This window comes from Xylanibacter rodentium (assembly GCF_013166575.1).
GTDB classification, from domain to species: Bacteria; Bacteroidota; Bacteroidia; order Bacteroidales; family Bacteroidaceae; genus Prevotella; species Prevotella rodentium.
In genome coordinates this window covers 74,086-98,596 of the sequence record NZ_JABKKE010000015.1, presented here as the reverse complement: position 1 = coordinate 98,596, position 24,511 = coordinate 74,086, and the positions used below count along the sequence as shown (strand labels likewise).

General features: G+C 51.8%; 14 protein-coding genes. 12 read left to right on the top strand and 2 right to left on the bottom strand.

What is annotated here, in order from left to right; genetic code table 11:
• The 8 genes from HPS55_RS09765 to HPS55_RS09730 all read left to right on the top strand — a co-directional run.
• A partial coding sequence (locus HPS55_RS09765; RefSeq protein WP_172324935.1) for a PKD domain-containing protein occupies positions 1-1,851 on the top strand: 1,851 nt, incomplete at its 5' end.
• A gap of 8 nt (positions 1,852-1,859) precedes the next feature.
• Positions 1,860-8,864, top strand: coding sequence for a CARDB domain-containing protein (locus HPS55_RS09760; RefSeq protein ID WP_172324933.1), 7,005 nt, complete (start codon positions 1,860-1,862; stop codon positions 8,862-8,864).
• A 27-nt stretch (positions 8,865-8,891) separates the two neighbouring features.
• Positions 8,892-10,460, top strand: a complete 1,569-nt coding sequence (locus HPS55_RS09755; RefSeq protein WP_172174334.1) for a hypothetical protein — start codon at positions 8,892-8,894, stop codon at positions 10,458-10,460.
• Between the two features lie 574 nt (positions 10,461-11,034).
• Complete coding sequence (locus HPS55_RS09750; protein ID WP_172174331.1) at positions 11,035-13,086, top strand: HD family phosphohydrolase; 2,052 nt, start codon at positions 11,035-11,037, stop codon at positions 13,084-13,086.
• A 201-nt stretch (positions 13,087-13,287) separates the two neighbouring features.
• Positions 13,288-15,096, top strand: coding sequence for an AMP-dependent synthetase/ligase (locus HPS55_RS09745; RefSeq protein ID WP_172174328.1), 1,809 nt, complete (start codon positions 13,288-13,290; stop codon positions 15,094-15,096).
• 3 nt (positions 15,097-15,099) lie between these two features.
• A complete protein-coding gene (gene prfB, locus HPS55_RS09740; RefSeq protein ID WP_172174325.1) occupies positions 15,100-16,221 on the top strand; it encodes a peptide chain release factor 2 in 1,122 nt (373 codons plus the stop codon).
• Positions 16,222-16,303: 82 nt separating this feature from the next.
• Positions 16,304-16,456, top strand: coding sequence for a hypothetical protein (locus HPS55_RS09735; RefSeq protein ID WP_172174322.1), 153 nt, complete (start codon positions 16,304-16,306; stop codon positions 16,454-16,456).
• Positions 16,457-16,464: 8 nt separating this feature from the next.
• A complete protein-coding gene (locus HPS55_RS09730; protein ID WP_172174418.1) occupies positions 16,465-16,989 on the top strand; it encodes a CYTH domain-containing protein in 525 nt (174 codons plus the stop codon).
• Between the two features lie 3 nt (positions 16,990-16,992).
• On the opposite strand, the gene HPS55_RS09725 is transcribed toward HPS55_RS09730, so the two are convergent.
• Positions 16,993-17,388: a VanZ family protein gene (locus HPS55_RS09725; protein WP_172174319.1), complete on the bottom strand. Its 396-nt coding sequence runs from the start codon at positions 17,386-17,388 to the stop codon at positions 16,993-16,995.
• A 75-nt stretch (positions 17,389-17,463) separates the two neighbouring features.
• Between HPS55_RS09725 and HPS55_RS09720 the strand changes: the two genes are divergently transcribed.
• From HPS55_RS09720 to HPS55_RS09705, 4 genes are all read left to right on the top strand, one after another.
• The gene (locus HPS55_RS09720) at positions 17,464-18,825 is read left to right on the top strand and encodes a sodium-dependent transporter (protein ID WP_172174317.1); all 1,362 of its coding nucleotides are present in this window, start codon (positions 17,464-17,466) and stop codon (positions 18,823-18,825) included.
• An 85-nt stretch (positions 18,826-18,910) separates the two neighbouring features.
• The gene (locus HPS55_RS09715; protein WP_172174314.1) at positions 18,911-20,272 is read left to right on the top strand and encodes a sodium-dependent transporter; all 1,362 of its coding nucleotides are present in this window, start codon (positions 18,911-18,913) and stop codon (positions 20,270-20,272) included.
• A 5-nt stretch (positions 20,273-20,277) separates the two neighbouring features.
• Positions 20,278-21,174 carry a helix-hairpin-helix domain-containing protein gene (locus HPS55_RS09710; RefSeq protein WP_172174311.1) on the top strand — a complete coding sequence of 299 codons (897 nt, stop codon included), beginning with the start codon at positions 20,278-20,280 and terminating at the stop codon, positions 21,172-21,174.
• A 60-nt stretch (positions 21,175-21,234) separates the two neighbouring features.
• Positions 21,235-22,446 (top strand): anaerobic sulfatase-maturation protein, encoded by a 1,212-nt coding sequence (locus HPS55_RS09705; protein ID WP_172174308.1) that lies wholly within the window; start codon positions 21,235-21,237, stop codon positions 22,444-22,446.
• On the opposite strand, the gene HPS55_RS09700 is transcribed toward HPS55_RS09705, so the two are convergent.
• Complete coding sequence (locus HPS55_RS09700) at positions 22,443-24,248, bottom strand: aminopeptidase P family protein (protein ID WP_172174305.1); 1,806 nt, start codon at positions 24,246-24,248, stop codon at positions 22,443-22,445. The genes HPS55_RS09705 and HPS55_RS09700 overlap by 4 nt on opposite strands.
• Positions 24,249-24,511 lie beyond the last annotated feature (263 nt).

Sequence of the window (24,511 nt, the reverse complement as noted above, 5' to 3'; positions counted from 1 at the left end):
CGCTATATGGTTGCTGTTTCTCCCTCAGATGGTGTAATCGACCGCGTGGAGTATTTTTGGGACGAAGATCCCGGCTTCGGCCTTGCCACACCGCTGCCTTTCACCGGTACCGACGTGGCCGTAGTAGACACCGATATCGAATCGTACGCCGGGTATGGCAGCCATACGCTCGTGGTACGTGCGCGGTCCGGCGGAGTGTGGGGCAGTCCGCTCATACGTACGTTCTGTATCAATGCCGAACCCGATTTCAGCCTGCCCGCCGACACGGTGTGCCGCGGTGAGAAATTCACCGTGACCAACACGACCCGTGGCGCCACGGAAGAAACCGTATACTCGTGGGATATGGACGGCGACGGCAAGGCCGATGCCACCGGTGCCGACGATTTCGTATACACGTATGCCAAGGCCGGTGAGTATATGGTGTCGCTGTCGGTGAAGACCGTGGGCGACTGCGAGACCACGTGTACCAAACCGGTGGTGGTGCTCGATACCGCTGATCCGTCGGTGAGGCTCAATGCCTCGGTGTCCGCAAGCTGTTCGGGCGATACCGTTATGTTCACGGCCAAGACCTTCAATGCCGGTGGCTATCCGGAGTATGAGTGGACGGTGAACGGCGAGGTGGTGCGTGGCGCCACCGGCGACACGCTGCTGACCGGCACGCTTTCCGACCGTGACCGGGTGCAGGTGACGGTGCTGTCGTCCAACCCGTGCAGTCCGGTGAATACGGTCACGTCACCGGCCATAACCGTCACGGTGAACCCCTCTCCGGAGGTTTCGCTGGCACCGCTGTTCCCCGTGTACACCACTGAGGACAACTTCATACTTTCCGGCGGTATGCCCGAGGGAGGCATATATTATATCAATGGCAGTGAGGCTTCGGTGTTTGCTCCCAAAGAGAACGCTTCCGGAAGTTATACAATGAGCTATCGCTATGCCAACGCGCATGGCTGTGTGAGCGAGGCCGTGCAGACGTTCGCTCTGCGCGAGCCTGGTGCGGGCTCGCTGTTGCTTGGCGACGTCAACAAGGACGAGCGTGTGGACATAATGGACATCCTGTGTACGGTTGACCATATCTTCGGGCGCGTCTTCCCGACGTGGAACAGGCTGACAGCCGACATCGATTCCGACGGTCGTATCGACGTGACCGACATTATAGGCATAGCCGGCATCATCCTTGGCGACGATGCCACAGGGCGTGCAGCCAGACAGGCGGCCGCAGGCGCTGCCGATGACGTCACTCTGACGGCCATGGATGCCGACGCGGGAAATGCTACGGAGGTGTATCTCAATTTCGCATTGCGCGGTGCGGGCCGTCCGTGTGGAGTGCAGTTTGACGTCACCATGCCCGAGGGTGTGGAGCTGGAGACAGCCACCGAAGGGCTCGTTGTGGGCCGCAAAGCCGGAACCGCCGCCAATACCTATACTCTGCTGGCATACTCTTCCGACTTGCGGCCCGTCGGCGGTCAGCTCAGTGTGAGGGCCGTGCTGCCCGTCAATATGGATGAGGGCAGTTATCCTGTGGTTCCCGAGAACGTGGTTATGGTGGCCGGCGACATGCGTGCCATAGACCATAGCATAGCTCCGGGCCGCCTCACGGTAGGATCGCCCACCGCCGTCCGCGGCCTTGCCGACGGCCGTCCGGCAATTGTCGTCGAGAGTGACGGCCTGCGTGTGCTGAACGCCGGCGGCGGCTCGCTGTCGGTCTACGATGCCGGTGGCCGCTTTGTAGCCGCATCCACCATAGGCGGTGACAATGAGCTTGTATCCATACCGGTGCTTGTACAGGGCACGTATGTAGCAGAGATAAACAAGGACGGCAGGACTGTCCGCACTAAATTTATCCGGAAATGATGATGAGTATGAAACTGATATATAATATGTTGTGCCGGCCGCTGCTGCTTTTCAGCCTGATGTGCTGTCTTATGCCGCAGCGGCTCGGAGCACAGACCAACCGTCTGACGGTGGGTAAAGTGGAAGCCATGCAGGGAGGAACAGTCTCTCTGCCGGTTTTTCTGGACAATGAGTCGGCGGTTGCCGGCGGCCAGATAGAACTTCGGTTGCCGGAGGGTGTGTCTGTCGGCGGCGTAACGATGGGCGAATCCCGCTCTGCCGGCCATACGTTGCAGTACAGGCATAAGGCCGATGGCACCCTTACGATACTGTTCTATGCCTCTCCTCCGGCACCGATCAAAGGTACGTCGGGCGAACTGTGCAGCGTATCGCTCACGGTGGCGGACGATTGTCCTGCCGGCACTTATCCGGTCACGGCCGGTGGCGATACGCGGTTTGCGGCCGATGCCGTCACCGTCATTCCGATGGCGGAGCCGGTGGCAGGGTCCCTTTCGGTGAAAGTATCGCGCAGTCCCGATTTCATAGTGACCGATATTCGCCCGGCGGCAAAAGACGTGATGCCGGGAGACACGCTGCAGGTGGCATGGAGGATAAGCAACAAAGGAAACATGGCCGCTACCGGGGGATGGAGCGAGAGAGTGTCGCTGGTGTCTGAAACGGGAAAGACGGTATCGCTCGGGACATTCTATCACGAAACGGACGGACTTGCCGTAGGCGGCAGCGTATCGCGTGAAGCCGATATAGCCTTGTCTTCATTGCTTGGAATAGACGGCAATGCGAAGATAAGCGTCACTGTCGTTCCGTATTCCGATTCGGGAGAAGCACCGGAGTTTCAAAATAACAATACATCGGAGACGTCCGGATATACCCTTGGCGTGGGTAAGAAACTGTATCTGACATTGCCGGATGGAGCTTTGGAGGAAGACAATGCCACTGCGGTGCGCTGCCGGTTGTCAAGAAGCGGCAACTGGGCGGAGAGCCAGACTTTCGTTCTTGAAAAGACGGGTGGGGACGAGCGTCTTGTGATTCCTGCGACGGTAACGGTACCGACTGGTCAGTCTGGTGCGTATTTCTATGTCAGTGTAGCTGACAATGACGTGCTGGACGATGCCGGAACGTTCTGTATACAGGCTTCCGGCGATGGCTATGATGCGGTCTCGGGAGTGATGGAAGTGGAGGACGATGAGTATCCGCAACTGACGGTGACTCCCTCAAAAGCGGATATTACAGAGGGCGAGACGTTCAGTCTGACTATAAGTTTGCAGCGTGTTTCCGTGTCTCCGACGGACGTTACGGTAAGTACGGACTTTCCAAAGCGTTTCAGTTTCCCGTCGTCGCTGACGATACCGGCGGGAGAAACAACGGCGACGGTCGAAGTAAAGGCTGTTGACAATGACAATGTGGAGTTGCAGGAAAGCGTGGCTTTCAAAGTCTCTGCCGACAAATATGTCGGCGGAGAGTGTATCGTGCTTTTGGATGATAACGACCTGCCTGCAATCGATCTTGAATTGTCTCCGGCTACAGTAAGCGAGTCGGCCGGTCCTGCTGCCGTTCTGGCAACATTGCGACGCCTTACTAACAAGGACAAGAAAGTGACCGTACTGCTCAGTGACGATTCTGCCGGCGATATTTATTATTCACGTAAGAGCATTGTCTTTGACAAAGGTGTGGATGAAGTGCAGTTCACCTTGGGCGTTGTCGACAATGCAAATGTTGACGGTGACAGGGCTGTGAACATTACGGCAGCGGTCTATGTCTCTTCGTGCAGCTGCTCGGCACAGGGAAGCAGCGTAGGGGTTGTTACCAAGGCGATAGAGATAATAGACGACGACGGTCCGTCCCTGGGCGTCATGTCGTCAAGGTCAACCTTGCTTGAAGGTGGTGAGGTGGTTCTTACGGTTACGCGCAATACCGGTACGGACACGGCATTGGAGGTTACGGTGAGCGCCGATAACGACGAAGGATTGTCGTACGACCGCAATGTCACCATTCCGGCAGGAGCGAAATCCGCGGATATAGTGGTGAGGGCGTTGCCTAACGCTCTTTCCGGTGACAGCAAGACTGTCGTGTTCACCATAGAGAGCAACGGCTATTCGAAAGGCACCTGTTGGGTGATGCTGACCGACCGGACATTGCCCGATGCCAGGATAACGGGTATAAGTGTGTCAAATCCGGAAATCCGGGTGGGAGAAGACGTGGATGTAACCCTGACTTTGGAAAATGTCGGTGCGGCGGAACTGCCGGATGCGGTTAAAGTGAAACTGTATGTCGGCAACAGCCCGGATCCGGTGGCGGTGTCGTATCTTCAACAACCGCTTCCTGCCGGTGCCCGTACGGAACTGACCAAAACGATATCCATGCCTGCGGCAATAGGGCTTTACGAAGTCTATGCCGTTGTCAATGAAGACAAGTCGGTAAAGGAGCTGCTGTATGCCAACAATACGTCGGAGCGGATAAGGGTAAAGACGGTGGCACCTTTCAGCGCGACGGTATCTACGGACAAGTCCGTTTACCAACCGGGCGAGGAAATGCGGATAACAGGCCGTATTGCCGGTGACGTGACGGCAGAGTCGGCAGTTGAGGTATACATCGTCAACGGAGGTCTGCGGCAGACCCTTACGGCGACAACGGATGCCGAAGGGAACTTTACCGCGGTATATAAGCCTTATCGGTCTCAGACGGGACATTTCTCCATAGGAGCCTGTTATCCCGGTGAGAATCTGAAAAGCGAGATGGCCGCTGCCTATATCTACGGTTTCAGGCGTTCTTCAAGTTCGGTCATCACCTGTGAGGCTGTTGCAGGCGAGCGTTATGAAAGAAACGTCCCGTTTGTCAATTCCGGAACGTTGCCGCTTACGGGGGTAAGGGCGACCGTACTGTCAAAACCGGAACATTGCACCGTCGATGTGGTTTGCCCGGACAGGATAGACGGCGGAAAAGGTATTGACGTGCAATGTTCGATATTGTCGGAAACGCCCTCTCCCGGCGATGATTGGGAAGAGATAAAGATTGTGGTGGAAACGGCGGAAGGCCCGTCTGTAGAGACAACGCTGTTCTATTATTGCAGAAATGCCAAAGGCCAGTTGCAGGCTGACGTATCGCGCATCAGTACTACGATGGTCAAAGGCACTTCGAGAGATTATCCTGTCACCATTACGAATATCGGCAAGGGAGAAACCGGCAAGATAACTCTGGCGCTTCCCGGTTGGATGACCACGGCGACACCTTCGGAGATGGCCTCGTTGGCTTACGGGGAGTCGGTCACCGCTGTATTGAGATTTACTCCGACAGACGAGATGCAGCTTAATGTACCTGTAACGGGAATAATCGGAATAAACTGTGAAAACGGCAAAGGACTGGCTTTGGACTACAGCATAGAGCCTGTGTCCGAGTCGACAGGAACGCTGGTTGTCGATGTATGTGACGAATACACATATTATACACCTCAGGCTCCTCATGTATCGGGGGCGCAGGTCATTGTCAAGCATCCCACGACCGGTGCTGTAATAGCGCAGGGACTTACCGACGGCAACGGACTTTATTCTGTTGAACTGCCGGAAGGATACTATAGCGTAAGCGTCACGGCAGACAAGCATGATTCGTATCGTAACAATATCCTTGTCGATCCGGGGACTGTAACCAAGGAGGTGGTAAACCTCAGCTTCAGAGCCATAACGGTGGACTGGAAGGTCGAAGAGACTGATGTTGAGGATGAGTACGACATCGTGACAGAGGTGGAATATGAGACGAATGTGCCTGTACCTGTAGTGCAACTGTCCGTTCCCGACAGAATTGAGGCCGATGAATTGCAGCCGGGTGAGTCGTTGATGTTCAATGCCGTCTTGACAAACAAGGGGCTGATAACGGCACAGGACGTGGAACTGATATTGCCGGAAGGTGTCGAGACACTGACTTTCGAGGCTTTGGATTATAATGACGAACTGTTTGAACTCGCACCGCAACAGAGTGTATTGATTCCTGTCAAGGTGACGAAGAATACCGGCTCGGTGGAAAAAGCCATGAGAAAAGCAGGAGAGAAGAAAGGCTCCCGTTGTTATTTCACGATGGATGTAAAGTATTTTTGGGACTGCGGATTTGACAGGAAATGGCATTGTTATGGCCGGCCGGTTAAATTGAGGACTTGCATAGGTGATGTTTATGATCATGGTGGCCCAGGACCTGCAAATCCACCTGGAAGCCTTGATGAGAGAGATCCGGTTCCCCCAAAATCACGCCCGAAGAAAGATCCCAATGATAAAGATGAAAAGGATGGTCCGGAATATTATCATGGAGACGATGATGACAATTTTATAGAGCGTGTAAACACAGGCTGTGAACCGTGCCAACAGGGACTGGCCATTGCCGGATTGAAATGTTTCGGCTATTTCTTCGGTCTTCCGTTAGATAAGATACAGGCACCTTATGATCCCACTAAAAAGGCTGCAAAAAATGTCTCCGGTGCACAGGCTAATATTAACAGTTTCCATGATCTTGTAGAGATACAAGCATCCGGATTTGACGAAAGTTGTGATTCTAAAAGGACTTTTGGAGATGTATATGAGTCCTACGTATCGGCAACCAATGCCGTTGAGGAGGTTCTTGACATTGCTATTGCTCAATCGGCCGGTAATGGTAATCAGCTTACCGATTCGGAATATACCAAAGCTATGAAAAGCGCTAAGGGCTCGTTGAAATTGATAGGTCTGGCAAATAATATTTCTTCATGTGCGAACGATTTCGCCCACGCCTGTGACCATCTCACGAACGGCTCGGAGATTGAATTCATGCCAAGACGCAGCGGACAGTCCGGTAGTAAGGACTATCTGAAATCTGTGATGAAGGAACTGGGCGTAGTTCACACCCGGCTTGAGGCATTTGCCAATATCAATGGTGTGATATGGGGAAGCGAGAAGGAATGGGATGACGTATCTTTCTATGAAATGCGTGTGCTCATAGATTCCGTAGATTACAAGTCCGCGGAGTTCGATGATGTGGTCAAGTATAAGCCCGAGGCTTTGTCAATGGAACTGTACAGGCAATTCTTTGAACGCCGCAAACGGTATTTGACCGACGGACTTCCTGACGATATCGCGTCCAGATTGGCAAATGATATTCGGATAATGAAAGATACACGCAGCCATTTCAGTGATATGGGATATTCCATGCCGTCCGATTATACGGAAGAGCACGTCGAGGGGATGAAGGAGGTATTGGAAGGAGGGCAGAAATCTGTCTGCGCCAGCATATCCCTCCAGCTTTCCCAGACGATGACCATGACACGCCAGGCATTCCGCGGTACGCTCACCGTGTTCAACGGTAACGAGGAAAAGGCCATGGAGAAAGTCCGTCTGAATATTGAAGTCCGTGACGATGAGGGTACGTTGGCCACATCCCATGAGTTCCAGATAAACATGGAGAGCCTGAAAGGTTTCAGCGGCGATTTGGACCTGACGGGCGGATGGTCGCTCGCTGCCAACGAAACGGGTACGGCAACGATAGTGTTCATACCCACCAAGTATGCCGCCCTTGAGACGGACAGGGATTATTCGTTTGGAGGTTCGCTCGTATACATTGACCCGTTCACCGGTCTGGAGGTCACCCGCGACCTTTACCCCGTGACACTGACCGTAAAGCCGTCACCCAATCTTGACCTTACATACTTCATGCAGCGTGATGTTTACGGTGACAACCCGCTGACCCTTGATGTAGTGGAACCGTGCCGGCCGGCGGAATTTGCGTTGCTCATAAGCAACAAGGGCAATGGTGACGCCACCAACGTGCGTATGATGACGGAACAACCCAAGATTGTGGACAACGAAAAAGGACTGCTGATTGATTTCAAGTTGCTGAGTTCACAACTTAACGGAGACGACAAGACACTTGCCTTAGGGGAAAGTGTGACTACCGATTTCGGAACAATCGCAGCCCATTCTACCGTTTATGCCCAGTGGTGGCTTCAGAGTTCGCTGCTCGGCCACTTCACAGACTATGATGTGAAGGCTACGCATGTGACAAGCTATGGCAATGAAGACCTGTCGTTGCTTGACAATGTGTCTGTCCATGAGCTGGTACATGGCTTTACTGCAAACGGCACGACCTCGCCTGCAATCCGCGGATTCCTTGTCAACGATATTGTCGATTCGGAGGATATGCCCGATATGGTATATTTCACCGACGGGCGCAAGGAGGAAAATGTCGTTACCGCTTCTTGTGTAGAGATGACGCGACGGAGCGAAACGGAGTATGCCGTTACGGTAATACCGTCAGCTGACGGATGGAACTATGGCTCGTCAACGGATCTGACAGCCGGCAAACAAAAGCTGGTGTCGGTTGTCCGCCAGAGTGACGGCATTGAAATGCCTGTTGATAATTTCTGGCTTACAGATTATATATTGCGTGACGGCAAGGACCCCGTCAGCGAGTGTCGTCTGCATGCTGTTGCAGAGCTGGCAGGCCGTGAGACTTATATCCTTACGTTTGAGCCAAAGCCGGAGACAGAACTCGTAGTGGAAGCGTTTGACGGTGTCCCCGATGACGGTAAGGTTCTTACTTCGCAGTTGAAGTCGGTAGGCGTGAAATTCAGCAAGGCAGTCGATGAGACTACATTCACGGTTGACGATGTGGAACTGAGGTGCCAGGGCGAGACTGTCGACATATCCCGGATGGTGATAACCAAGGTGAATGACACCGAGTTTGTTCTCGGGCTCGACAAGGTGACATCGGACGACGGATATTATGTACTGACGGTGCAGACCGCCGGCATTACAGCCACCGACGGATTTGCGGGAAATGCCGGTGCAAGCGCATCGTGGATACAGTTTGTCGACAGACATATTCTTGGAGATGTAAATGAAGACGGTCGTCTGAACATTACCGACATTGTGGCACTGTCCAAGTATATATCCGACGGAGACAGTACACATATCCAGATAAGCAAAGCCGACCTTACCGGCGACGGCCGTATTACCGTTGCCGACATCGTTGAACTGGCGAGGCGCATAGCAAACCAATAAAGAAACCCGAACTAAAAGATTACGATTATGAAAAAGAAGATATTCATATTCTGTCTGCTTGCCGTGCTGGGCGTATGCCGTGCCACGGCCGGAGCGACAATGACGGTATCTGAGATATATTACAACGAGACATACGGATATTGGGGTATCGACATAGGTATAGAGAACGACGGTGTGCCGGTCAACGCTTTCCAGTGTGACGTGGCCAAGCCCGGGACATTTGAGTTTGTCAACGATCAGACCAACGGTTTCCTGTATGATTTCACCGGCAGGGCGCTGAAGCCCGGCGGACTTGGCGGCGGGACTCTCCCGACGCATAGCATAACGATGGCCATGCGTCCCAACGGCACGCTGCGCGTGGTGGTATATTCGTCTGACAACACCGTGTTCAGCGGTGATAGCGGTGCCGTGTTGTTCCTTGCCATGAACAGACTTGGCGGTACCGTGGACGGTGAAAGCCCCGCCATGGTCAACCTTACCAATCAGGTGCTTGCTTATATAGAGGACGACAAGGTGAAATCGGTATATCCCGACGGCATTGTCAACGACCCTCTGCTTACCTGCTATGACTCCATGGGCAGCAATGTGGCACTGTTCGCTCTCGGCGGCTACGACACTTCTGACGGCATATATACCGACCTCGGGTTTATAAACAATGACTTGAAGACCAACGACAGCGTCGTTTCCGTCAACATGCTTAATATCGGCGGGTATTCGGTCGGGGATTTCATGCTTGAGCCCAAGAATCCCAATGCGCTGATATATACGGTGTCTCGGGATGACTTCTCGAAAAATTATGAAAACAAGCTCTATCTTGAAAGCGACGGGACCGGCGGACTTTTTTGGAAATGCGATTTTATGGTACTCTGTAGCGAAGATTGGATTTACGGTGTGTCATCGTTCGGTTTTCCCTACGATGCTTATGCAATGGGAGGCTGTCGTGCCGATGTCAGTGAGTTCCTTTTCCATCGTTATTTTCCGGCCGGTCAGTGGAGTACGGTGATACTGCCTGTGGCGTTGTCTGACGAGCAGTTTGCCGAAATTAGGGCATCGGGTGTTGAAGTGGCACGTCTCGACAACTATGATGCAGCAAATGGAACCATAACGTATGCCGAGGTGACAAAGTTTGAGGCCAATACCCCTTACTTGATTCGTCATTCCTATTCTGATGAGAAAATTGTTTTTGAGAATTTTGAAAACGTTCGGCTTAATCCTACTGATACTCTTAACATTGTACGTGCGGGCGACATTGCCATGCACGGCAACTATGACAATACCACTATCAGTTCTACCGGACGAGTATGGCGCTATGGCTATGATGCCGCGACAGGAGAGTTTGTCAAGATAGGCAACAACTGCAAGTTGCTTCCTTTCCGTTGTTATCTTGAACTGCCAGTATCGGCCCAGACAGCCGGTGCCAAGAGCCGCATACGCATTGCCGGAACCACGCCGACGGGTATATATGACACGGACAACGGTGCTGGCGCCGCTGCCGGTCCGGTATATTCGGTTGACGGCCGGCGCGTTTCGGACGACATCGACAATCTGCCGGCCGGTGTATATGTGGTTGGTGGAAGGAAGGTCGTGGTGAAGTAGTCTGAAATCATAGTCAAATAAATATATTAAGTCAGTCAACAAAATTAAACTACATTATCGCCCGGATATAGGATGAACGCGCTCTGGATGGATGCGCCCCGCCGGGGCAACGAGCACACAGCCCGGGGCAGAGCGTAGCGGCACCCCGGGTGTCATGTTCAATTGTCCTATTCGTCCTAAAAGGGCAAAAGCATTAATTATCAGATAATTACATTTTTTTACATCCCATATATTTTTATGCTTTTGCCCTTGCAGGGCGCGGGGTGTGTCGATGTTTGAGTCCCGGGGTGCCGCTACGCTCTGCCCCGGGCTGTGTGCTCGTTGCCCCGGCGGGGCGCATCCATCCAGGGCGCGGGATTGTCGATGTCGATTCCCGGGGTGCCGCTACGCTCTGCCCCGGGCTATGTGCTTGTTGCCCCGTTGGGGCGCATCTATCCAAAGCACGTTCATCTTATATCCGAACGATAATGTAGTTTAATTCTGTTGACCAACATAATAACTGCCGTGAAGAGCCGTTTTCTCGTTTTTTTTGTTTAATTTCGCCCGCACAAACTTGTATATCAATTCGACAGACATGGGATTTTTTAGTTTGAAGGGAGACATAACGTGGAGTAATCTGTTCACGAGGGCCGCCATCATCATCGGTACGGTGGCAGTGATAATATGGGCCATACCGAGCGAGCGTCGCAGCTATCTGCGCATAGACGAGGGCAAGCCGTGGCGTTATAGCGATCTGACGGCTCCGTTCGACTTTCCGATATACAAGTCGGACAAGACGATAAAGAAAGAGCGCGACAGCCTGATGAGGCAGTACGAGCCTTATTATAGCTACAACACCGAGGAGGAGGGACGGCAGGTGCGTCGGTTCGTGTCCGACTTTTCTGATGGAATACCCGGGCTTTCCGACGATTATATCAGCATTATCGCCAACCGGCTGAGGCGTGCTTACAGAAGAGGCATAATGAACTCGGACGACTATGACCGGCTGAAAGCCGACACGTCGCAGATGGTGAGGGTGGTCAACGGCAAGAATGCCGTGAGCGTGAAGGTGACCGAACTGTGCTCGGCCAAGGAGGCATACGAGCAGCTTTTTGTGGACGAACTGCTTGAGCAGCACCGGCAGGTGCTTCAGAAGTGCAACCTGAACGACTATATCATCCCCAACCTTGTTTACGACAAGGAGCGTAGCGACGCCAGTCTGAACGACATCGTGAACAGCATACCGCTGGCCAGCGGAGTGGTGCAGCGCGGGCAGAAGATAATAGGACGGGGAGACATCGTGGACGAAAACGCGGCGCGGGTGCTCGAGTCGTTCCGCGCCGAGACGGAGCGCCGCAGCCACAGCACCACGCAGATAGGGCTGACGCTGATTGGCGAGACGATATACGTGGCGCTGTTCATCATCTGTTTCACCATCTATCTGAGCCTGTTCCGCCGCGACTATTTCGAGAAACCGCGCAGTATAGCCATGCTCTATTCGCTCATCATCATCTTCGCTCTGCTCACGTCATTGCTGATACGTAACACCATAGGTCATGTGTATATCCTTCCGTATGCCATCGTCGCCATCATCACGCGCGTGTTCATGGATTCGCGGACGGCCTTCATCACCCATTTCACGATGATTCTCATCTGTGCCTGCATGTTGCAGAGTCCTTTTGAGTTTATCGTGGTGCAGTCGGTGGCCGGCCTCACCGCCATATACTCGCTGCGCGAACTGCAATATCGCTCGCAACTTTTCAAGACGGCTGTGGTGGTGACGTTGGTGAGCATGGCCATGAACGCCGCTTTTGACCTGATACATATATCGACGCTTGCCGAGTTTGATATGAGTACATATAATTATATGATAATCAACGGTATGCTTCTGCTCTTTGCCTATCCGCTGCTTTATGTGGCGGAGAAGACATTCGGATTCATATCGGACATCACGCTTATCGAGCTGTCCAACACCAATAACACACTGCTGAGGCGTATGAGCGAGGAGGCGCCAGGTACGTTCCAACATTCCATACAGGTGGGCAATCTGGCTGCGGCCATCGCCAACAAGATAGGGGCGAGCAGCCAGCTGGTGCGTACAGGCGCGTTGTATCATGACATCGGAAAGATGGTTTCACCGATATACTTTACTGAAAATCAGTCGGGTGTGAATCCTCATGCCGCCCTGTCGTATATAGACAGCGCACAGGTGATAATAAGTCATGTGACCGAAGGTCTGAAAATGGCGGAAAAGAACAATCTGCCGACGGTGATAAAGGATTTCATCAGCACTCACCACGGTTTGGGTAAGACGAAATATTTCTACGTGAAATACAAGAACGAAAACCCCGACACTCCCGTTGACGACCTGTTGTTCACCTATCCGGGGCCTAATCCGTTCACCCGGGAGCAAGCCATATTGATGATGGCCGACACCGTAGAGGCGGCATCGCGTTCGCTGCCCGACTATACGGAGAAGTCGATACGCGACCTTGTCAACCGTCTTGTCGACGGGCAGTTGGCCGACGGCCATTTCCGCGAATGTCCCATCACGTTCCGCGACATCGCATATGCCAAGACGGTAATGATAGACAAATTGAAAATGATATACCATACGAGGGTGAGTTATCCCAAGGAGAGCAAATGATATTCAGTTCAGAGTGATGAGTTTAGAGTAAAGAGGTATGATTAGCCTCTGCATCGTATAATCTCATAGCTGTATGATACATAGTGTGATCATACCTCTTTACTCTAAACTCATCACTCTGAACTGATAAAAATATCATCGTAATAATTTTGTGTTTTCCCATATTTCCCATACCTTTGCATAAAACAAAATATATTTATTATGCAGACAAACAGCCACCTGTCGGTAATGATACATGAGCAGGCAAAAAAGTATGGCGACCGTGAAGTCATGGTCTATAAGGACTTTGGAGGCTCGGAATGGAAATCGTATTCATGGAATGAGTTCTCGCATACTGTGAAGACAGTGTCGAATGCGTTGCTCAATCTCGGAGTGCGTACGCAGGAGAAAATAGGCGTCTTTTCGCAGAATTGCGTACAGTATCTGTTTACTGACTTCGGTGCATGGGGAGTCAGGGCTGTCACCATACCATTTTACGCGACGAGCAGCGAACAGCAGATACAATTTATGATCAACGATGCGCAAGTACGTATACTATTTGTCGGCGAACAGGAACAGTACGACAAGGCACACCGTGTGTGTACATTGTGCCATACATTGGAACGTATCGTGATTTTCGACCGCGCGGTCCGTATAAGCAATCACGACCCCCACGCCATTTATTTCGATGATTTTCTCAAATTCGGCGAAGGCCTGCCACGGCAGCCGGAGGTGGAGAATCTGTACAAGGAGGCCAACGGCGACGACCTTGCCAATATTCTCTATACGAGCGGCACCACGGGCGACAGCAAGGGAGTGATGCTGAGCCACGGCCAGTATAATGCCGCTTTGGAGGCCAATGACCATTGCGTGCCGCTGACAGATCGCGACCGTGTGCTCAATTTCCTGCCATACGCCCATATTTTCGAAAAAGGGTGGACGTTGCTGAGCTTGTCTGAGGGTGCTACGCTTATTGTAAATACATATCCGCAGGAGGTGCAGAAGTCGATGCGCGAGACCCATCCCACGAGCATGTGCGCCGTGCCGCGTTTTTGGGAGAAGGTGTATGCCGGTGTGATGGAGAAGATCGAGTCGGCGAATGCTGTGAAGCGCAAGGTGTTCAAGAATGCGCTGGCCGTGGGCCGCAAGCACAATATCGAATATCTGAGCCGTGGCAAACGTCCGCCGATGGCGTTGCATCTTGAATACGAGATGATAAACAATACGCTGTTCAGTCTGGTGCGGAAGGAACTGGGACTGACCAATCCCAACATATTCCCTACTGCCGGAGCTGCGATATCGGCACATGTAGAGGAGTTCGTCCACAGCATAGGGCTCAATATGCTGGCAGGATACGGACTGACGGAGAGCCTGGCCACAGTCAGCTGCAATCATTTGGGCAAACCGTATACTCTCGGTTCGGTAGGATATCCGATAGACAGCATCAGTGTGAAGATAAGCGACGATGGTGAGGTGTTGCTCAAAGGTCCGACTATCACGCGAGGCTACTACAACCGTGAGGAGCAGACCAAGGCGGCTTTCACCGACGACGGATATTTCCGTACAGGCGACGCGGGATATATGAAGAACGGCGAGCTGTTTCTCACCGAGCGCATCAAGGACCTTTTCAAGACTTCGAACGGCAAATACATAGCTCCGCAGATGATAGAGTCGAAGCTGCTTGTGGACAGGTTTATAGATCAGATTGCCATAATAGCCGACCAGCGTAACTTTGTGTCGGCGCTGATCATACCGGAGTATCGTCTGCTTGAGGAGTATGCCCGCGAGCACGGTATAGCCTTTGAAGGACGCGAGGACCTGTGTGCCAACGACGAGATATACCGAATGATGATGGACCGCATAGACACGTTGCAGCAGCAACTGGCCCATTATGAGCAGATAAAGCGCTTCACACTGCTGCCGCATCATTTCAGCATGGAGCGTGGCGAGCTTACCAACACACTTAAGATTAAGAGGCGGGTGCTCAACGAGAACTATAAGGCGGAGATTGACAGGATGTATGAGGGATAATTTATGATAACAGCAGACCAACTTAAAGACGTCATGGAGCGCGCCGAGGCACTGCGCCGCTATCTTGACATTGACAGAAAGAAAATAGAGTTTGAAGAAGAAGACCTTCGTACTCAGGCGCCCGACTTTTGGGAGGACCCCAAGCGGGCCGAGGAGCAGATGAAGAAGGTAAAGGGTATAAAGCGATGGATCGACGGCTACAACGAAGTGCGTCTTGCGGCCGACGAGCTGCAACTTGCTTTCGACTTCTATAAGGACGAGATGGTGACGGAAGAAGAGGTCGACACCGACTATCGCCGTGCCCTCGAGGCCATCGAAAGTCTTGAACTGAAGAACATGCTGCGTCAGAAGGAAGATCCGATGGACTGTGTGATGAAGATAAACAGTGGCGCCGGGGGGACCGAAAGTCAGGATTGGGCCCAGATGCTCATGCGTATGTATCAGCGCTGGGCCGAGGCCAACGGACACAAGGTGACCATAAGCAACCTGCAGGATGGCGACGAGGCCGGCATCAAGAGTGTGACCATGCAGATAGAGGGCGGTGAATATGCTTACGGCTATCTGAAGAGTGAGAACGGCGTGCACCGTCTGGTGCGCGTATCTCCGTTCAATGCACAGGGTAAGCGGATGACGAGTTTTGCCAGTGTGTTCGTGTCGCCGCTTGTTGACGATACTATTGAGGTGTATGTCGATCCGGCGCGCGTAAGTTGGGACTTGTTCCGCTCGGGGGGCGCCGGCGGACAGAACGTCAACAAGGTTGAGACGGGTGTACGTCTGCGCTATCAGTATGTGGACCCTGATACCGGCGAGGAGGAAGAAATTCTCATCGAGAACACCGAGAGCCGCAAGCAGCTTGAAAACCGCAATAATGCCATGCGTCTTCTGAAATCCCAGCTCTACGATCGTGCCATGAAAAAGCGTCTCGAGGCGCAAGCCAAGATAGAAGCCGGCAAGAAGAAGATAGAGTGGGGCAGCCAGATACGCAGCTACGTTTTTGACGACCGTCGTGTGAAAGACCACCGTACCAACTGGCAGACAACGGATGTGGACGGTGTGATGGACGGTAAGATTGACGGTTTCATCAAGGCTTATCTGATGGAATTTCCCGTGAATGACGAAGACTGAAGCCTTGGATTTGGGTATATACGCTATTTCATCATTATAATCTGAAAGAAATCTTGAATAACTTAATAAACAATTTCGACCTATGAAGAAGAATAACAAAAAGGAAAATCCGCGTCGTGCCGCTTATGAGGCACGACAGGCAGAACATGGAAAGAACGTAGTGAAGATTATTTTTGCCGTTCTTGTGGTTCTTGCATTGTGCTTTATGGCTTATTCGATGTATATAATGGCTTGACGCAGGGAATGGACGGCCTGGAGATAGAACGGAAGTTTCTGGTGATTGACGACAGCTATAAGCAACTTGCTTATGACAGCAGCCGCATCAGGCAAGGATATATTTGCAGTGACAGCGGGCGTACGGTAAGAGTGCGTCTGCGTGGTCATTGCGGCTTTCTTACAATCAAGGGGCCTTCCGATGCTGCCGGTATGAGCCGGTATGAATTTGAAAAAGAGATAACGCCCGACGAGGCCGAACAGTTGTTCCGTCTGTGTGAGCCGGGTGTGATTGACAAGACGCGATGGCTCGTCCGTAGTGGCCCGCATACATTTGAAGTGGATGAGTTCTATGGTGACAATGCCGGTCTTGTGATGGCTGAGGTAGAGCTGAAATCGGAAGATGAAACGTTTGAAAAGCCCGATTTCATCGGTAAAGAGGTTACCGGCGACCGTCGCTTCTATAATTCCCGTCTACGGGCTGAGCCGTTCAAGGAGTGGGGTGGAAGTCTCGGCACATATTATTCTCCAAAGAGCGGGACGTCTCGGAAATGATAATCATCTGCCGATATTTTTTATTCTTGATATTATAATTCCGACAGCCATAGCCAGTGTCACACCGGTGGCATTGGCGGCCAGGTCCATCCAGTCGCCGCTTCGGCGCCCGTCAGTGCAGTATTCCTGCAAGAGTTCGATAATACCGCTCATGATGATTGGTGCGAGCCATGCCATCAGCATAAGTTTCGGTATGTTGAGTCTTTTGTGCTTCATTATATATTCTATCCATAGCACGGAACATGTTCCGCCGTACATTATCACATGTACCCATTTGTCAATAAACGCCACTTCGTCAAGTTCGGTTTTGGGCGGATTAAAGAACGAGAGATACCAAATGACGAGGAATAACACTATCGATACGGGATATTTTCTTACTAATTGATATGAATATTGCATATTAAGTTACTATTTTGGTACAAAAGTAAGAATTATTTTATATTTTTGCAACAGAATTACAGTAAAAGTTTTATAATGGCACAATTAGAGAGAGCTAAGTTCGGTAGCAAGATAGGCGTTATTCTTGCCACGGCGGGTTCGGCCGTCGGTCTCGGCAATGTATGGCGTTTCCCATACATGACCGGTGAGAATGGCGGTGCGGCGTTCATATTCATTTATATCGGTTGCGTGCTCCTGTTGGGTATCCCCTGCATGGTCAGCGAGTTTATCATTGGTCGCAATGCCCGGTCAAATACCGCCCGTGCCTATGGCAAACTCAGCGGTGGCAGGCCGTGGACGGCTGTCGGATATCTCGGTGTGCTCACGGGATTTCTCATCACCGGCTATTATGCTGTCGTGTCGGGGTGGTGTCTGCAATATATATACGCATCCCTTGTGGGCCATCTCGACGGCAATCCGGAATATATCAGGGAGTATTTCGTTTCGTTCTCTCAAAACCCGGTAAAACCCATTGTATGGACAGTGCTGTTTCTTATAATAACCCATCTTGTCATTGTCCGTGGTGTGCGTGGCGGCATCGAAAAGGCCTCGAAGCTGATGATGCCGACATTGTTCATCCTTCTGCTTGTCATTGTGGTGGCTGCGTGTATGCTGCCGGGAGCCGGCAAGGGCATTTCTTTTCTGTTCAGGCCCGACCTTGGCAAGGTCGACAGTGACATGTTTCTCGGTGCTCTCGGACAGTCGTTCTATTCTCTTAGCATCGGTATGGGCTGTGTCTGCACATACGCTTCTTATTTCAGCAGGCATACCAATCTGGCAGCTTCGGCTGTTCAGATAGGCGTTATAGACTGTCTTGTGGCCATACTTGCCGGCCTGATGATATTTCCGGCCGCGTTTTCCGTAGGTATCAGTCCTGACAGCGGTCCATCGCTTATTTTCATCACCCTGCCCAATGTCTTTCAGCAGGCATTTTCCGGAATGCCGGCTGTAGGGTTTGTCATATCGTTACTGTTCTATGTATTGTTGTCGTTGGCAGCGTTGACCTCTCTCATATCGCTGCACGAGGTTAGTACGGCGTTCCTTCATGAAGAGTGTCGTATCACTCGCCGTAGCTCAGCAGTTATCGTTACGTCAACATGTTCGGTCATAGGCGCTTTGTGTTCGCTCTCGCTCGGTCGTTTCGACGGTCTGCAGCTTTTCGGCAAACCGCTGTTCGATGTGTTCGATTTCGTTACCGGACAGATCTTTCTGCCTATAGGCGGTTTTCTGACCTGTCTGTTTGTCGGCTGGTATATCCCGCACAGAGTGGTGCGCGATGAGTATACCAACAACGGAACGTTGCACGGCCGTTTTTTCCATTTCTATTTGTTCTGTGTGAAATATGTCTGTCCGGTGTGTATAGTGCTTGTATTTCTCCATCAGTTTGGCATAATATGACAACCTTGGTAAATACGGAACATGAATAGGCCGCCGTACTACATATTTGTAAGTAGAATATCAATAAACGAATAAACAGATATAAATGACAAGATCAGAAAGAGGCAGTTTCGGCAGCAGACTCGGTATTATACTTGCCACGGCGGGTTCGGCCGTCGGTCTCGGCAATGTATGGCGTTTTCCGTTTATGGCCGGACAGAACGGTGGCGCAGCCTTTATACTTATCTATATAGGTTGCATCCTTTTGCTTGGTATCCCAGGCATGGTCAGTGAATTTATCGTCGGGCGTCATTCCGCCTCCAATGCCGCCCGTGCCTATGGCAATCTGTCTGGCAGAAAAGGATGGAGCGCCATTGGATATATGGGCATTGCAACATCTATGATCATCCTCGGCTTCTATGCTGTTGTGGCAGGCTGGTGCCTTCAATATCTTACAGCGTCGTTGACGGGCAGCCTCGGTGGTGACATGAAATATGTGCAGGACTATTTCTTCACTTTCTCCTCCGATCCGGTTAAACCCGTTTTGTGGGGTCTGGCTTTCATTCTTGTTACACATTGGGTGATAGTGCACGGAATACGTGGTGGCATAGAGCGTGCTTCGAAAATGCTTATGCCCACACTTTTTATTCTGCTCATAGTCCTTGTAGCGGCCTCGTGCATGTTGCCCGGTGCCGGTAAAGGCGTGGAGTTTCTGTTGAAGCCCGATTTCGGCAAGGTAGATTCGCAGGTATTTCTCGAAGCTCTCGGTCAGGCGTTCTTCTCTCTCAGTCTCGGTACGGCATGTCTCTGCACTTACGCATCATATTTCGGCCGCCAGACCAATCTGATGCGTTCGGCCTGTCAGATAGCCGTGATAGATACGGTGATAGCCGTTCTTGCCGGTCTGATGATATTTCCTGCTGCCTTTTCCGTAGGAATAAGTCCCGACAGCGGCCCCTCGCTCATATTCATCACGTTGCCCAATGTGTTTCGCGAAGCATTCGCATCATTGCCGGTGGTGGGATATGTCGTCTCCGTGCTGTTTTACGTGCTTCTTTCGTTGGCCGCACTTACATCAACCATTTCCATGCACGAGATAGGTACGGCGTTCTTCCATGAGGAGATACACTTGCCCCGCCGTCATGCCGCATGGATAGTCACGGTCTGTACCGGCCTGATATGTGTGCTCAGCTCATTGTCGGTGGGTGCCATGCCTGTTCTTCACCTTGCCGGTCGGTCGCTGATGGATTTCTTTGATGCCCTGACGGCCCAGATGCTGATGCCTGTCGGTGCTTTCCTTACATGTGTCTATGTCGGATGGTTCGCTCCCCACAAGGTTGTGCGTGACGAGTTCACCAACCGTGGCACACTCCGCAGCCGTCTTTTCCATGTCTATCTTTTTGCAGTTAAATATGTCTGTCCGATATTCATCACGCTCATATTCCTGCACCAGTTCGGACTGATATAATCCCAATGCGCAAAACACTGTACCATAAGTCTGACCGTAAGGCCATAATGGCACTGCTCATTATGGCTTTGGCCGGGCTTTCCGTTGTATATTATTCGGGAACAGACGGTTCGACAGAACTTTCACGGACTGATATTGCAGACACATTAAATGATACGGAAGATACCTTAATGTTCCAAAAACGTACATTCCATCGTAAAACACAGCCGTATTATCATGTAAAGGAACATGCATCCGAGCTATTTCCGTTCGATCCCAATACAGTCGACAGTACATCGTTGTTTCGACTTGGCCTGCAACCGTGGCAGGTGCGCAATATCTACAAGTACCGTGCCCGTGGAGGCGTTTACAGGCGGCCAGCCGATTTTGCCCGTCTCTACGGTCTGACAGTAGGTCAGTATCGCCGGCTTGAACCGTACATACGTATATCTCCCGATTTCCTCCCGGCGTCATCTTTGCCCGAAGCCGGACATTCCGTGCGCGATACGATTTGGTATCCGGCAAAGATAACACCCGACGAGCGGATAGTGCTCAACACGGCTGATACAGCCATGCTCCGCCGTGTGCCCGGCATCGGGCCTGTCTTTGCCAGCATGATAGTGGCATACGGTGAGCGTCTTGGCGGTTATGTGAGTGTGGAACAGCTCGATGAAATCGACGATTTTCCACAAGAGACAAAGCAATATTTCGTAATAAGCAATCCCGAGACACGACGTATGAACCTCAACAAACTTAAGGTGCTGCAGATGTGCCGTCACCCATATATCACCTTTCATCAGGCCAAGGCCATCGAAGACTACCGCCGTTTGTATGGTCCGCTGCACAGTTTACAGGATTTGCATTTACACCGTGATTTTACTCCCGATGCCATAAGCCGTCTCGAACCGTATGTGGAATTTTAGGAAAGACGAGAATTGGAAACAAGAAACCGAATATAAAGTAAATGACAAATAGTATTGAATATGAGTACATGCCGCCCTTTTGCTCGTCCTTTTTATGTGATGCTGAAGCCTGCCGGTTCCGACTGCAATCTTTCATGTCGCTATTGCTACTATCTTGAAAAGCGGCGGTTGTACGATGAAACCGCCGTTTTTTGCATGTCAGACGAACTTCTTGAACTGTTTACCCGCCAATATATCGAGGCGCAGACAGCCGGTGAAGTGCTGTTCACCTGGCATGGCGGCGAACCCCTTCTTCGTCCGTTGTCGTTCTATCGGCGTGCGCTCGCTCTGCAACAGCGCTATGCCGCGGGCCGGCATATAGACAACTGTCTTCAGACCAACGGCACCCTGATTACCGATGAATGGTGTCGTTTTTTCCGTGACAATGGATTTCTTATAGGCGTGTCCATCGACGGTCCGCAGCGCTTTCACGATGCTATGCGTTGCGGCTCGTTTCATGATGTGATGCGCGGCATCGAACTGCTCGACAGGTATGGAGTGGAATGGAACGCAATGGCCGTGGTCAACAGTATTAATGCCGATTATCCCATAGAGTTCTACCGTTTTTTCCGCGATATAGGATGTCGGTATATCCAGTTCACACCCGTAGTGGAGCGTATTGCCGATGCCGGTAGCTATGCCCTGCGTCTTATGCCGGGAATGACAGAAGGCGGGCGGCTTACAAAAACGTCCGTTTCATCGGAACAATGGGGGCTTTTCCTTTGCGGAATTTTCGATGAATGGGTACGTAACGATGTCGGCGAAACGTTCGTGCAGATCTTCGACGCTACTTTGGCCAACTGGGCGGGAGTGCCGCCGGGCATCTGTTCGCTTGCTCCTGTTTGCGGACATTCTGCCGCTATGGAATTTAACGGTGACCTGTACAGTTGCGATCATTTTGTATTTCCGGGATATCGGCTCGGCAACATACGCACTTCCACGATTACCGAGATGATGTACAGTGAGCGGCAGACTGCTTTCGGCAATGCCAAACGTTCCATGTTACCGCAACAGTGCCGTGAATGCCGGTGGCTGTTCGCCTGTCATGGCGAATGCCCCAAAAACAGATTCATTCACGACCGTTACGGCAATCCCGGACTTAACTGTCTCTGTGCCGGTTACCGTCGTTATTTTGCCCATGTCGCTCCGGCAATGGACTATATGAAGACATTGCTTGATGCCGGTATGGCACCAAGCAATGTGATGGAATGGATAAGAACGGTCCGTGATTAGCCTATTTCGATTGTAGCCTTGCGCAGCCACTCGGCGTCATCGCTGTCCAGATACGGAGTGAGCCGTTCGCGCACAGTGGCGTGATAGTCGTTGAGCCACCGGCGTTCCTCGTCGGTAAGCATCTCCGTCATGACGGGCGTTGTGTCGATGGGACAGAGAGTCAGAGTCTCGAATTGCAGAAATTCACCGAATTCCGTCGTCATGTATGGCACGGTTAGCAGCGTATTCTCCGTGCGCACTCCGAAGCGTCCTTCGAGGTATATGCCTGGCTCGCAGGTGACGGTCATTCCCGGCTGTATAGGTGCCGGCCGGTATTCCATGCGTATCTGGTGCGGCCCCTCGTGCACGTTAAGGTATGAGCCTACGCCGTGTCCCGTGCCGTGCATGTAGTTGAGTCCCGCCGCCCACATATCGCGTCGGGCTATGGCATCGAGTTGTGTCCCGCTTGCCCCGCGCGGGAATTTCAGCATCTGTAATTGTATGTGTCCTTTCAATACCAAGGTGTACACGCGTCGCTGTTCCTCTGTCACCGGCCCGAGGGCAATTGTGCGTGTTATGTCCGTTGTGCCGTCGAGATACTGCGCCCCGCTGTCTATCAGGAGCAGGCCTTCGGGGCGCAGAGGCATGTTGCTGTCCGGTGTAGCTTCGTAGTGTACGATTGCTCCGTGCTCCTGATAGGCTGCGATGGTATCGAACGATATTCCGCGGAACAAATCCTGCTCTGCCCTCAATGCCGTAAGTTTGCGGTCGATGCTCATTTCTGTCTCGCTGCCTTTTGCCACAGCCGGGCTGAGCCATCGCAAAAAGCGTACCATCGCAACCCCGTCACGCACCATCGCATTACGGAAACCTTCGGCTTCAGTGCTGTTTTTAATCGATTTCATCGATGTTATTGGCGACGGACGGTTGATTTTCTCCTTGCATCTGACACTGTTGTACAATGTATGCGAAGTCTCGCTTCCGTCCATCATTATGCTGTATTCGTCATATCGTTGCAGAGCCTCACGGATATCACCGTATTCTCTCAGCATTATATTGTTGTCTTTCAGATATTGCTCGATCTCGGGCCCCACCTTGCGCCGGTCGGCAAACAGTGTTGTCCTGTTTTGTGTGATGAGCAGATAGCTGACGAAAACCGGATTGCAGTGCACGTCGGAACCACGTAGGTTGAGCGTCCATGCAATGTCGTCGAGAGCCGACACGAGCATGCCGCCAGCGTTGACGGCGCGCAGTGCCGTCCTGACCCGGTCGAGCTTCGAGGCGCACGATTCTCCGGCATATTCCGTAGGATGCAGCTCGATTGGGGTTGTGGGGATGGCCGGCCGGCCGTGCCATATTCGTCCGAGAGGGTCGAAATTGGTGCGCAGCGTCAGTCCGCCTTGTGCGCGCAGATCGGCCTTAAGTGCTTCCACAACGTCGGCCGGTGTCACCATACCGTCTATTCCTACTTCTGTAGGGCCGCCTGCGGCTGCCAGTTTACGTCCTGTCCATTCGGCTATCGTGGGTGTACCATCGATGCGTTCGCGCATCAGTACATACTCAGTGCCGTCCAGCTGTTCTCCGGCAGCGATGAAATAGCGCGAATCGGTCCATAGCGCGGCCTCGTTCATGGTTACCACTGCCGTTCCTGCCGATCCGTCGAATCCGCTTATCCACTCGCGTCCCTTCCAATGCTCAGGCACATACTCTCCGTTGTGAGGGTCGGTGCTTGGAAATATGAAGGCTCCCAGGCTTTCGCGCTTCATCTCTTCGCGCAGTGCGGCAAGTCTTTCTCTTACTTGTTCTTTCGTGTTGTCGCTCATAGGTTTGTTGTGTTTTTTATATAAGTCTGCTTTGCGGATACGGCTTTGTGATATTCTTGATGTAGCGATATATCCGTATTGCGGCCTTTGTTGTGAAATGACGGTACAAATATATTAATTTAAATCATAACGGCAAAACAATTGCCGATATTATGCCATCCGTACATTGCAATTAGCCTACGAGGCAATATAAACAATGTGTAAAAAGTGTTGTTTATAAATTAATAACATTTTTAGTGTGTGTCTGCAATTGCCGATACACA